Below are 12,968 nucleotides of genomic sequence, written 5' to 3' on the forward strand. Positions count from 1 at the left end.
ATAGAATTATTACATGACAAAAAGAGCATTAATTCACGTGGAAGACACTGACGGTATTGTAGAATTTGCACAGTATCTTGCTGCGTCCGGCTGGACAATTATGACTGCCAATAAAACTGAGGAACTGCTCAGAAAAAACCACATCCCGGTAACACGTGAAATGGCGCTTTCGGCTGATATTGCCTATGCTCACGACATTTCAAAAGTAATCACAAACATTGTAAGTACAAGCCTTGATTCAGACACTGCAATTAACCAGCAGACAGATATGAACGAAAACAACATCTACATTGTCTGCATCAACATGGAACCTTTCTATTATATGGGCGCCCAGCGTTTTGACATCAAAACCTGTGATTACCGCATTTCTTCTATATTAAGATATGCCTTTTACAACCACGAAAACGTTCTTGTTCTTACAGATCCTGCCGACTACAAGGAAGCAATGATTCAGCTCAAAACTGACAACATCACTTCAGACTTCAGAGCTTATATTGCACAGAAGGCCTTGAATCTTGTTGCTGCTTACGATTCGGGAGTTGCAGGCTCTCTTATGCATAACACCAAGCATAAAAAATCCTTCCCTATGTATGCCTGCTACCCGCTTAAGTTCCAGGCCCTTTTGAAACACGGAACCAACAGACAGCAGGCCGCCGCTTTTTACAAACTTCCGGAAGAAAAAGAATATTCAAGCTTTGCAAACTGTAATTTCCCGGACCTGGATTACGCGCTTTTCAAGGACATTTCTTTAAGCTGGGAAATTCTTAATAACCTTTATTCAAATCTTAAAACTCAGTTTACAGTTCCTTCTACCAACGTTGATAATTATGATTTTACAACTCAGTTTACCCCTCTTGCGGGAACTGTCTTTACCTTTGCAATAAAATTCGGAAACATTCTGGGCGCTTCAATTGCTACAAACATAATTGATTCTTATGCCAAAACTTACATTTACGATACCCAGCATGTTGAAGACGCAATTTTGGGCTGTTCGGCAGTCATCGATCAGAATGCCGCAACAAAAATTATGGAAGGCAAATTCATAGCCATAGTTGCCCCTGATTTTACAGATGACGCAAAAAAGATTTTTGCACAGAATAAAAATCTGAAATTAATCTATTCTACAAAACAGAACCGTTCAGATTTTGAGGCGCGTTTCGTTTTCGGAGGATTTTTGATTCAGACAAACGAAAGCTCACTTTTTGACCACTGGTATATCAAAACTAAAAACCGACCTTCTCAAATTAAATCTGATGAACTGGCTTTTGGTATGCTGCTGGCTCTTAAAACACGTTCCTACAGTGCAATTCTTATCAAGCAGAATGCTGTTGTTGGTATTTCGCAGGGTTGTCCTTCAATGGAAAAGGCGCTGGGAGAAGTTCATTACCACGTTACATCTACAACAATCATGCACAACGGTAATGCAGACTTTAATCCGACAGACAACCCTATTGCGGACGTTCTGGTTTGTGATGAAAAAATCCGTTTTGGAGAAGAGATTATCCGACTTGTAAATCTTGGACTTTCTACAATCATAGAAACCGGCGGTTCTGTTGATGACAAAGAACTGATTGATTTCTGTGAAGAACATAATGTTTCCCTGATTTTTACAGGAATGTCTCACATAAGTATATAATTCAATTTCTTAATTTTTTATAGAAGGTTTTTTATGTTTTATTATTTGGGTCAGTATTTAAAAGAATTTTTTGGACCGGCAAGACTTTTTACATCCTACACAGTCCTGATTGTTCTTGCGCTTTACCTGGGATTCTTTCTTTCGATGACTCTCATTCCGCATTTTTACAATATTCTGCCGCACGATCGCGGACGTGAATTCACAATCAAGGAAAATGCAGAAGCCGCAAAGGGAAAACCGACTGGGGCCGGCAGCGTATTCATTACAATTTTTGTTATCCTTTGCTTCCTTCTTATTCCTATGTCCTTTGCCCAGACAGCAATAATTCTTTTGACCTGGCTTACAATGCTTACAGGTTTCCTGGATGACAGAAGCATTTCTTCCTGGGGTGAATATCTTAAGGGTGCCCTTGATTTGGTAATTGGTATTGCAGCTTCACTTGTAATTTATGATGCTCTCAAGCTTACAAGTCAGGACGGCATTGTACGCTTCTGGCTTCCTTTCCTGACAAATCAGGTTGCAGTAAACAAAGTTGTATTTGTAATTGTTTCAACAGTTCTTATCTGGGCTTCCATCAACACTACAAACTGTACGGACGGAATTGACGGTCTTTCCGGAACTCTTGTTCTTACAGCCCTTTTGACCTTAGGCTGCGTTTTCTACTTTGTTCTTGGACACAAGGATATTGCAGATTACCTTCTGGTTCCTCACTTTGCCTTTGGCGCACGCTGGGCTGTTATGATTTTTGCCCTTGCAGGTGTTGTAATGGGCTATCTCTGGCACAATGCCTTCCCAAGTCAGTGCCTTATGGGTGATGCAGGAAGCCGCGCTTTAGGCTTCTTTATCGGCGCCTGCGTTATGGCAAGCTGCAATCCTTTCCTGATTCTTGCAACTTCTTTCATCATCTTCATAAATGGCGGTATGGGACTTTTAAAAGTATTCCTTCTCCGCTTCTTTAAGATTAAGATTTTCTCTACAATCCGCTTCCCTCTTCACGACCACATGAGAAAGAATCACGGCTGGTCACCGACCCAGGTTCTCCTGAAATTCATGATGATGCAGATACTTATTTCTATTATCTTATTAGGAATGTTCTTTAAGATCAGGTAGTAGAAAAGAACTTAGTGGGAAACTCTGTTTTGTGCAGCATAGAAACGCTAGCAGAACGTTACCCATAAAAAAAACGCGGTAACGAATAAGGCTTTCTTATTCATACCGCGTCCCTGCATTTCTCGGCGGAACAAAACAGAGTTCCCCACGAAAGCATTTTTATTTTACCTACCTGAACATTTCTACCAGTGTCATTGCATCTGCCAGCAGATTTTCAACCTTGCAGTATTCATTAGGCTGATGTGCCTGATCATCAAGGGTACTCCAAACGGCAGCGTCAATTCCTTCGCGGCGAAGTTCAGCCGCAACTGTTCCGCCACCAATACCGATGCACTTGGCATCAATTCCGTGAACCTTTTTAAGGGCTTCAGAAAGTTTCTTTACGACAGGAGCATCAGAAGAAGTTGCCGGAGATTCTGATTTCTGAGGAACTTCGTATTCCACTCTTACACCATATTTCTTTTCAACTTCAGAACAGATTTCATCTACCTTTTCCTTTACCTGGGCAAGTGTGTAACATGGCAGGATTCGGCAGTCAAAACAGCTTACGTCTTCACCCGGAATGATGTTGATGCCGTCTACATTCTTAAGGCGCATTGTAGGCTGGAAGGTTGAATATGGCGGCTCAAAAAGAGGATCGCGTTTATCAAAAACCTTTTCAAGACCGTTAATTTTGAGTGCAAGTTCACTTGCAGCAAGGCAGGCATTTGCACCGCTGTCAGGACGTGAACCGTGAGTCTGTTTTCCCAGAACGTGAACGCGCAGCCACATAAGGTTCTTTTCTGCAATTTCGATTGTTTCACCTTTAGGGTCACCGCCATCAGGAATCAAAATCAAATCCTGCTTTTTGAAGAGGTCTGTATTTTTCAAAAGCCAAACCATACCAAGGTCGCTTCCGCACTCTTCATCAGCGGCAAAAAGAAGTTTTACTGTATAAGCCGGAGTAATTTTATTCTGAATAAAATAAAGGGCAGCAAGAACGCCAGACACTAATCCCTGCTGATTATCTTCTACACCGCGTCCGTACAAAACTCCGTCTTTTTCAACACATTCCCAAGGATTTGTATTCCAGAGTTTAAGGTCGCCTGTAGGAACAACGTCCATGTGGGCAATAGACCATACAGTGTGTTCGTCGCTCTGACCTGGAATTGTTGCAACAAGGTTAGGACGAACGCCCGAAGTTACGCGGCTGTCAGGAGCGTCAAACTGTTCAAGATGCTCAAAGCCGTGTAAAAAGAGCCATTTTTTCAGGGCAGCGCATTTTTCACTTTCGCCGTCACCACCATTCTGTGGAGCCATTGCTTTAATAGAAGTAAGAAGTTTTTCAAGTTCAATCGCGAGACCGCGGTTTTCATTCATAAAAGTACGTATGTCTGTCATTAATATCCCTTCATTTTAAGTATTTTCAAAACACTCTCGTTAAGTCTTTTCTCCGAAATTCTACCGTCTTTTGCAGCTGCTACCATACCGTCCCAGGCATTGTAGAAGTCAGCCGGCATAAGGATAACGTCGTTTCCGGCATTAAAGGCCATTATAGCAGCACTGGCAGAACCATAATGCTTCTTAATTGCACCCATTCCCAAAGCATCAGTAAGAATGAGTCCTTTATAGCCAAGTTCATTGCGAAGTTTTCCTGTAATCATCTCTTTAGAAAGTGATGCAGGAACTTCTTCACCAGAAACGGCAGGAACCGTAACGTGAGCAATCATTACGCTGTCAGCATTTTTAAATGTATTTACAAATGGAATAAGTTCACACTTTTTAAGTTCTTCCCAGTTTTTGGCAACATAAACAAAATCTTCGTGAGTATCATCCTTTGTGTCGCCGTGTCCCGGGAAATGTTTAATGCAGCCCATAACATTATGAGCGTGAAGTCCTTCAAGATAGGCATTTGCCATGTCAACAACAAGTTTGGGGTCGCTTCCAAATGCCCGGTTTCCTATTACCCGGTTTTCAGGATTTGTATTTACGTCAGTTACAGGAGCATAATCCCAGTTAAAACCGTATTCACTAAGGTAACTTCCGATATATTCGCCAGCCTGATAGGCTTTTTTTACATCGCCTGTGGCACCGATATCTTCCATGGAAGGAAGTCTTTTGAGCCCCAGAGCCTTAGTATTTCCAAGACGGGCAACACGTCCGCCTTCTTCATCAACTGCCATAAAAGGAGTGATTTTGCAGGCAGCCTTAAGCTGAGCATTCAGGGCTTTCAGCTGTTTTTCTGATTTAATATTCATTCCAAAAATGATAAAGCCGCCGACAGGATATTTCTTAAGATTTTTTTTCTGTGATGATGGTAAAGATTTCCAGTATTTATATGCCTTTACGTTACCGAATTTCAAATCCAGCTGATCGGGCTGAATCACAAAAAGCTGACCAACTTTTTCTTCCAGAGTCATTTCTGAAAGAAGCTGCTCAGCTTTTTTTGTAATTTTTGTATCTGAGGAATTTTCTATGTCTGTTTTTAAGGTTGCACAAGCGGTAAAAAAGAAAAGAACAGAAGATATAAGAAGAACTATATGTTTTTTCATATATGCTTTCTATTAATATCCTTCTTTTTTAGTGATTTTATTTTCAGGAATCTTATCAAGACCAATCTGGGCTAATTTTTTGTAAGCGCCGGGAAGATTTCCCTGTGAATATCCGTAAATATCCAGAAGTTCTGTAAAGGTATCATAAGCCTGCTGATATCTCTTTGACTTGTAATAAACATTACCAAGCTCATATTTTGCTTCTACATAAACAGCAGCATCTGTTCCAAAGCGTTCAAGAACTGTCATGTAACAAAGTTCTGATGATTTATAATCACCTGTATCAAGATAATTCTGGCCCTTCTGAATAATCTGAGCTGCAGTTAAATCCTGTGGAACACTTTTAAGTGATGCGCATGAAAATAAAACAAAAAGTGATGCAATGCATGTAACGATAAATATTTTTTTCATAATTTCAGTCTACCCTAAATTTAAACTTTTTTAAACTGTTATGGTTACAGAATTAAAATTATCGGTAACACTTTTGAGGATAGTATGGTGCAATTTTGAGTTTTATCTAAAATCGCATTAACAAGTCATTTTTTGTATGTTATTATAAAAGCGATGAAAAAATATATTGCTGCTACATTGATTTTACTTAGCCTGACTTTACTTGGCTGTGCTTCTACGACTGGTACTACAAAATCATCAGAAGCAAATTCCAAAAGCGAAAAGCCTGTAAAAAACACAGCCCGATTTGATGACTGGAAGTACAAGGGCTTTGGAATGCCATTACCTGAATGGGTAGAAGCAGCAATTGACGGCAAAACAGAAAAGCTTTCCAAGGCATTCGGGCGCTCAGCAGACCAGCTTGAAGTTCTTACTGGCAGCGGAATAAATGTTGACCACTCGGAAGAACAATTGAAATCAAAAATTCCGGAAGGAAAAGATTTAATAGAAGGATTCTGGGTTCGTTTGAACACAGAAGTAAAAAAGACTAACGAGCCGTATATTACGGTTTTGATATATGAGAAATAAGGTAAAGCTAAAAAATTGCTGCATCGCAATTTTTTTTCACAAGGAGGCATAATAATGAAAGTTTTGGTAATTGGTGGCGCAGGTTACATCGGAAGCCACGTTGTAAAAGAGTTGATGGCTGCAGGCCACAAGGTAACAGTATTTGATAACCTTTCTTCAGGATTGCGAGTAAATCTTTTCCCTGAAAATGACTTTATTTATGGAAACATTTTGATTCCGTCAGATCTGGATGCCGCATTTGCACGCGGATTTGACGCTTTTGTTCACCTTGCCGCATTTAAGGCTGCCGGTGAATCTATGGTTGCTCCGGAAAAATATTCTGTAAACAACATCACAGGTACTTTGAACATCATGAATGCCGCTGTTGCCCACAACTGTAAAAAGATGATTTTCTCTTCTTCTGCGGCAACCTTCGGTGAACCACAGTATCTTCCAATGGATGAAAATCATCCTCAGAATCCAATCAACTACTACGGATTCACAAAACTCGAAATTGAACGCTTTATGGGCTGGTATGATCAGCTTAAGGGAATGCGCTTTGCAGCCCTCCGCTACTTCAATGCCGCTGGTTATGATCCTGAAGGAAAAATCCGCGGTCTTGAACAGAAGCCAGAAAACCTTCTTCCACGCATTATGGAAGCAGCTCTTGGACAGCGCGAACTCAAGGTATTCGGAACTGACTACGACACACGCGACGGAACCTGTATCCGTGACTATGTTCATGTAACAGACCTTGCACGTGCCCACGTAATGGCTTTGGACTACATTGCAAAGAATGACAAGAGCCTTAAGCTCAACCTGGGAACTGAAAAGGGAACAACAGTAAAAGAGCTTTTGGACGCTGCACGCAAAATCACAGGAAAGCCAATTCCTGCAGAAGACGCTCCACGCCGCCCTGGTGACCCTGCAAGCCTTTACGCTACTTCAAAGCTTGCAAAAGAGCTTCTCGGCTGGGAACCAAAATACAGCGACGTAGATACTCTCGTAAAAACAACTTGGGAAGTATACAAATAGTATAAACTTTAACTAAAAGTTAGCTCCCGGACAGATAGCATGTGGCAAAACCGCTCGGTACCTCGCTACATGCTATTTTTGTTATGAAACTATTGAAGGCGCCGCTAGCGCGGCAGACAAAAATAGAATGTTTTTGCCCCACGCTATCTGCCCTCGCGCCAGTTTCATCTAAACTTTCTAATTCGACGGCAACAGAATTGTATGCACCTTGATACCTTTCTTTTCTGCCACACCCATTACATATTCCTTGGAATACTTGCCGCTCATTCTAGGGTAAGGATGCGGTTCGGCATCACCAATCAAAAGAATCTGACGGTCTGAGTCAGGTCTCCATTCAAAGAATTCTGCGCTGGCATAAAGCGCCTCATAAACAGCTTCAGGAACATCTCCGCCTTCGCGGCCGTTCATGCTGATAGACTTCAAGTTGGCGCTGAAGTTTTCATAATTCTGAGTAAAGGCAAAAAGCTTTACAGGAAGATTCATATACTTGTAGTTGTCTCCGTAGTCGCGGTAGAAAAGGAGACCAAAGCGGGCATCAGGGCTTTCACCAAAAACCTTGCGTAGTTCAGGTTCAAGACGAGCCTTAAGCTCATCAATATCATCTTTCATACTTCCTGTCGCATCAACTGCAAGAACCAAATCAAGAGGCTTTGTTTTATCAAATCCATCGATAACGCCCATAATGTCTTCAACAATTGTCGCAGGTCCCTTAGAATAAATCATTCCGTTATCAATTTCCTTAAATGCCTCACTGGCAACAGGGTTGTAATCATTTGTAAGGATAACTTCCGGTTCCGGCTCAGGTTCAGGAAGAGGAGCCGGCTTTGGACGCTTTTTGGTAACAAGGTCAAACATATAAGGGTTATCCATATAATCACCGGTGTAATCGGCATAAGGTTTTTCGTAGGTACGAATATTGATGAAAGTGCCCTTTCCAATTTCAACTTCCCCGTGACGAGACCAGGGGTATCCGTAAACGATTTTTGGCGGAATATAGATATGGAAAGCCTGCCCAAAGAAATCTGTCTCTTCCGGAGTGGAATCTACAAGACTGTAGCGGGCATAATCTGTATCAAGCTTTTTGCCGTCCAGAATACGGATTTCATCACCATTTACAGGATTATATTCAGGAGCTCGGTAAGCATAGTTATCAATTTTTCCTGTCGGATCCTTTGTAGTTTCCGTAAGCAAAATTGAACCTACGAAAGGAGACGCTTTGACGTAAAGATGGAAGCCGCCTTTTGTTTCATCAGCTTCTTTTATAAGCCTGATATTTTCCGGAGAAAGCATCAGCTGCTGCTGTCGTTCCGTGTAAATAATTTTCTGACCGTCACCAAGATTCTGAGCAGAAAGAGCGGTCACTGAAAATCCAACTGAAATAAACAGACAAAATAACAATTTCTTTATCATCATATATATTTTATCGGTTGAAAATCCTAAAAAATGATTTATAATTTATAATAAGCGTTAATAAATACTTATTTTATTAAATCTACTTTAAAAAACACTGATATTTGACTAAAATAATAGTCTATCGTTAAAGATATGGAAGAGTTAAACGCTCAGGAATTTGAGCAGGTAGACATAAGTTCATTTTTCGACTCAGAAGCTGAAGTCAGCCAGGAAGACTCCAAGGTCGTCATTTTTACTAAAAAGCAGAATGACCTTGTAAATGAAATTATACCTATCGTACAGAAAAACAACAAAACCACCGCAGAAAGCTTTATCAACCGAATTGTCGATCTGGAAGCGCTTGCTTCGGCAATTAACCGCTTCCCTTCCCTGCTCGAACGCCACTCAATAATTGGTGACGTAAGAACACCAACTTCGCTGATTGACTCTTTGATTGACCACATGAACAACGGTGACTCAACTCTTCAGCTTCCTTCAAAGGCAAACCTTGGAAAAGGACTTTTGATTGCAAAAATGCATACACTTTCCCGCCTGGGCCGTGAAGCAAAATTCCTGGGCGAAGAAAAGCTTGCAAAAGAACTTGAAACGGAAACAATTTCGTCCATGTTCTCGCTTCTGGTAGAAGACGTTTACTTGAACCTTATAAACGACACAAGCCAGCCGCTTGAATTCCGCCGCGAATGGGCCATGTCACTTCTTCTGCTTTGGGAACACTGGAGCGACCAGAATATCGAAGACGTTGCTCCCGTTTTGCAGGCAGTTTGGACAGCCCGCCGCCGACTTGCGCCAGCCTTTGGTACAATGATGGGAACCAGTGAGCTTATGATGATTTCCATGCAGATGGACGATCAGTGGATTCACTTTATTAAAGAAAAAATGGGAGATCCGGGCGTTACCCAGGCAATGGAAGAATTCCTCTTTGGAATTTCTTACGAGCAGATTAAAACGCTTAAAAATACACTTAAAACACAGGGAATTTCGGCAATCGGACGAGATGAAGTTTCAAAATTTCTTGGCGAACACGTAAAAGCCGATGCCGGACTGGACTACCGAGACTTCTACTCTCTGTATACAGTACGCCGCGATAATGCGCGCTCACGTGCACGATTTAAGGTAGAAGGCCCTTATAAAACTCTGGAAGACTATTATATCCAGTTTGTAACAGAACAGAACAAGGAGAAACAGAAAAATGACACCTTTGCAAAATGATGTAAACACAGACAATTCACTTCACCCAAAAAAGGTGCCCTATCACTTTGGCGAAAAACTCCGCCAGGTGCGCGAACACAAGGGCTACACCCTCAAGGTGGTTGCACAGCAGGCCGGCGTAAGCGAAAGCCTTGTTTCACAGATTGAACGCAACCACGTTTCACCGGCAATTGATACTTTGCTTGCTCTGGCAGACGTTCTGGACATCAATCTGGAATTTTTGTTTGAAGAATACCGCAAGGAGCGCCCTGTAAAAATTATCCGCAGCGGCGAACGCCCTACTCTGAACGAAGAAGAAATTATTTACGAAGAAATTTCCAAGCCGGATGACGTAGACAAGCAGAACTCTTTTGAATCTTACATGGTCCGCATTCCTGCAAAGTCACACACTCACCGCGGTTCTTACGGTCATATCGGAAAGGAAATGGGTTACATTCTTCACGGAAAGGCAAAACTCACCTACGAAAACAAGGAATACATTCTTGATGAAGGCGACAGCGCAACATTCTCTTCCGGGGTTCCACACACTCTGGAAAACATCGGCGAAGACGAACTCAAGGCCATCTGGATTGTTACACCGCCACAGCGTTTCGTAAACTAAAATGTCATCATCGGGCCTGACCCAATAATCTAAGACAGTAATTCAAGTTCTTCATCACTAAGCTTCCGGTACTCGCCGGGAGCTAATTTTTTATCTAACAGCAGCTGCCCCATGGCAAGACGTTTAAGGAAGACGACCTTATTTCCCGCAGCAGTAAACATTCTTTTTACCTGGTGGTACTTTCCTTCATAAATAGTAAGAATTGCAAAGCGGGCAGGACGACGCAGCATTTCAGCGTCACCTTCCCAGAGGCGGTCGCAGACTTCACCCACAGAAGATTTTTCTAAAGCAGCATCAATTTCTTCCTGAGAAGGAAATCGCACGCGGGCAGGCTCGCAGGTAAAGCCCGGATCGTTGTCATCAGGCCCGACCGCAATACCTTCTTCAAAGCGGCGGCTTACATCAGCCTGCTCCTGCTCGGAAAACTCCCGCTCCAGCATTACAAAATAAGTTTTATCAATATGAGATTTTGGTGAAATAAGGCGGTGAGTAAGGGCGCCGTCGGTAGTAAATAGAAGGAGACCTTCGGTATCCATATCCAGGCGGCCTACAAGGTGCAGCTTGTCCTGCAAATAAGGTGTACGATATTCAGGCGCCAGCAGGTCAAATACAGTCTGGTGCTCGCCATCCTTGTTGGCGCTGACAGTGTGGGCAATCTTATTCATCATAAGAGTTATGTTTTTTACGATTGTCACAGGCTCGCCGTCAACGCTGAGTTCGTCGCTGTCAGGGTCAATTCCCAGGCTTGGGTCATAAATGCGTTTGCCGTTCAAAAGCACCTCTGCCGAGCGGAGGAGACGTTTTATGTCCTTACGGGAACCAAAGCCCTGGTGAGAAAGAAGCTTGTCTATACGTTCTTTTGGCATAAGTTAAAATTAATTCAAAAAATGCAAATAGCAAAAATGTCTTCCGGTCGCATAGCGGTAGCCAAAACCGCGCGATATCGCGCTACACGCTGATTGTTGCAAAGGAACTATAGAATTGACCGCTCACGCGGTCACAACAATCAGAGTGTTTTTGTCCACCGCTATACTCCCTCACGGCATTTTTGCCCTAAGTAAATTCACATTACTTTTTACTTTGATAAAAGTCTAGCCTCGCTCTGCAATAGGCACAAAAGGACGTTCTTCTGAAACGTTCTTGTATGCAGGACGGTAGATTCGGCCTCCGCTGACAACTTCCTCAATACGGTGAGCAGACCATCCGGCAATTCGCGAAATTGCGAAAATCGGAGTAAAGAGCTCGCGAGGAATATTGAGCATTGAATATACAAAACCAGAATAAAGGTCGACGTTAGCGCAAACCTTCTTGTCTGAATGATGAACGTCACAGATAATGCCGGGAGCCACACGTTCGATGATGTCGTAAAGTCCGAACTCATCCATACAGCCCTTTTCTTTAGCCAGCTGTTTAGCCTTTGCCTTCAAAAGCTTTTCACGAGGGTCGCTGATTGTATAAACTGCGTGTCCCATACCGTAAATCAAACCGCTGTGGTCAAAAGCGTCCTTCTGGGCAATTTTTCTAAGGTAAGCAGAAACTTCCTGCTCACTGCCCCAGTCTTTTACGTTTGCCTTGATTTCGTCCATCATCTCAACTACGCGGATGTTGGCACCACCATGACGGCTTCCCTTCAAGGAACCGATTGCGGCTGCCATTGAAGAATAAGTATCTGTATCGGCAGAAGAAACAACGTGAACTGTCAAAGAAGAGTTGTTACCACCACCATGCTCTGCGTGAATGATAAGGGCAAGGTCAAGAACCTGAGCCTCAAGCGCGCTGAATTCCTTATTTGAACGGATAAGACGGAGGAAGTTTTCTGCAGTAGAAAGCTCCGGCTTTGGATTGTGGATATACATACTTTCACCGTCGTAATAGCGGCGCTTTGCCTGATAACCGTAAGCGGCAAAAGTAGAAAAGCGTGCAATCAGCTGAACGCTCTGCTTGATGATATTTCCAAGGCTGCGGTTTTCAGGATCTTCATCATAAGAATAGCTTGCGAGTACACAACGAGCCATCTTATTCATGATGTCCTTAGAAGGCGCCTTCATAATCATATCTTCTGTAAAGCTTGGAGGAAGGTTTCGGATTTCACCGATGTAGTTTGCAAAACGGTCAAGCTGCTCCTGACTTGGAAGCTCACCAAAAAGAAGAAGGTAAGCGCACTGCTCATATCCAAACTGATGATTTTTTTCAGCATCGGCAATCAGGTCTTCAACGTTGTAGCCGCGGTAAACAAGACGGCCAGGAACTGCAACCTTTTCGCCGTCACGCATTTCATAACCGACTACATCACCAATGCGGGTAAGACCTACAAGTACACCAGTACCGTTTGCATTACGGAGACCGCGTTTGACATCAAACTTAGAATATAAATCCGGGTTAATCGGGTCATTGTGAACAGCAAGACTTTCGAACTTTTTCAGGATTTCTGATTCGTCTTTGTAATCAATCATTTTGCGCTCCGTAAACTTTTAAT

At 42.5% G+C, this 12,968-nt stretch carries 12 protein-coding genes; 6 read left to right on the forward strand and 6 right to left on the reverse strand.

Annotated elements, in window-relative coordinates; translation table 11 throughout:
- Positions 1-13: 13 nt before the first annotated feature.
- Together T530_RS0109020 and T530_RS0109025 are read left to right on the forward strand one after the other, a co-directional pair.
- A complete protein-coding gene (locus tag T530_RS0109020) occupies positions 14-1,636 on the forward strand; it encodes a hypothetical protein (protein WP_027728725.1) in 1,623 nt (540 codons plus the stop codon).
- A gap of 33 nt (positions 1,637-1,669) precedes the next feature.
- Complete coding sequence (locus T530_RS0109025) at positions 1,670-2,746, forward strand: phospho-N-acetylmuramoyl-pentapeptide-transferase (protein ID WP_027728726.1); 1,077 nt, start codon at positions 1,670-1,672, stop codon at positions 2,744-2,746.
- A 168-nt stretch (positions 2,747-2,914) separates the two neighbouring features.
- On the opposite strand, the gene T530_RS0109030 is transcribed toward T530_RS0109025, so the two are convergent.
- Genes T530_RS0109030 through T530_RS14035 form a run of 3 tightly spaced genes read right to left on the reverse strand, consistent with a single transcriptional unit; the run spans position 2,915 to position 5,688 of the window.
- Positions 2,915-4,126, reverse strand: coding sequence for a M20 family metallo-hydrolase (locus T530_RS0109030; RefSeq protein WP_038074241.1), 1,212 nt, complete (start codon positions 4,124-4,126; stop codon positions 2,915-2,917).
- Positions 4,126-5,277, reverse strand: coding sequence for a glycoside hydrolase family 3 protein (locus tag T530_RS14030; RefSeq protein ID WP_038074245.1), 1,152 nt, complete (start codon positions 5,275-5,277; stop codon positions 4,126-4,128). The genes T530_RS0109030 and T530_RS14030 overlap by 1 nt, the downstream gene beginning before the upstream one ends.
- A gap of 12 nt (positions 5,278-5,289) precedes the next feature.
- Entirely contained in the window at positions 5,290-5,688 is a 399-nt protein-coding gene (locus T530_RS14035; RefSeq protein ID WP_038074248.1) for a tetratricopeptide repeat protein, read from the reverse strand.
- A 153-nt stretch (positions 5,689-5,841) separates the two neighbouring features.
- Here T530_RS14035 and T530_RS0109045 point away from each other — a divergent pair, with 153 nt between their 5' ends.
- Together T530_RS0109045 and galE are read left to right on the forward strand one after the other, a co-directional pair.
- A complete protein-coding gene (locus T530_RS0109045) occupies positions 5,842-6,255 on the forward strand; it encodes a hypothetical protein (RefSeq protein ID WP_027728728.1) in 414 nt (137 codons plus the stop codon).
- 54 nt (positions 6,256-6,309) lie between these two features.
- Complete coding sequence (gene galE / locus T530_RS0109050; protein ID WP_027728729.1) at positions 6,310-7,269, forward strand: UDP-glucose 4-epimerase GalE; 960 nt, start codon at positions 6,310-6,312, stop codon at positions 7,267-7,269.
- A gap of 177 nt (positions 7,270-7,446) precedes the next feature.
- Here the strand turns inward: galE and T530_RS14040 are convergent, their stop codons facing one another.
- Positions 7,447-8,682: a vWA domain-containing protein gene (locus tag T530_RS14040; protein ID WP_051537918.1), complete on the reverse strand. Its 1,236-nt coding sequence runs from the start codon at positions 8,680-8,682 to the stop codon at positions 7,447-7,449.
- A 132-nt stretch (positions 8,683-8,814) separates the two neighbouring features.
- Here T530_RS14040 and T530_RS0109060 point away from each other — a divergent pair, with 132 nt between their 5' ends.
- Both T530_RS0109060 and T530_RS0109065 read left to right on the forward strand, forming a co-directional pair.
- Positions 8,815-9,891 carry a hypothetical protein gene (locus tag T530_RS0109060; protein WP_027728730.1) on the forward strand — a complete coding sequence of 359 codons (1,077 nt, stop codon included), beginning with the start codon at positions 8,815-8,817 and terminating at the stop codon, positions 9,889-9,891.
- The gene (locus tag T530_RS0109065; RefSeq protein WP_051537919.1) at positions 9,872-10,492 is read left to right on the forward strand and encodes a helix-turn-helix domain-containing protein; all 621 of its coding nucleotides are present in this window, start codon (positions 9,872-9,874) and stop codon (positions 10,490-10,492) included. Before T530_RS0109060 ends, T530_RS0109065 begins: the two co-directional genes overlap by 20 nt.
- A gap of 29 nt (positions 10,493-10,521) precedes the next feature.
- Here T530_RS0109065 and T530_RS0109070 read toward each other — a convergent pair whose 3' ends face one another.
- Positions 10,522-11,358: a pseudouridine synthase gene (locus tag T530_RS0109070; RefSeq protein ID WP_027728732.1), complete on the reverse strand. Its 837-nt coding sequence runs from the start codon at positions 11,356-11,358 to the stop codon at positions 10,522-10,524.
- 225 nt (positions 11,359-11,583) lie between these two features.
- Positions 11,584-12,945 (reverse strand): citrate/2-methylcitrate synthase, encoded by a 1,362-nt coding sequence (locus tag T530_RS0109075; protein WP_027728733.1) that lies wholly within the window; start codon positions 12,943-12,945, stop codon positions 11,584-11,586.
- Positions 12,946-12,968: the final 23 nt, after the last annotated feature.

The sequence above is a fragment of the Treponema sp. C6A8 genome, assembly GCF_000619925.1.
GTDB lineage: Bacteria > Spirochaetota > Spirochaetia > Treponematales > Treponemataceae > Treponema_D.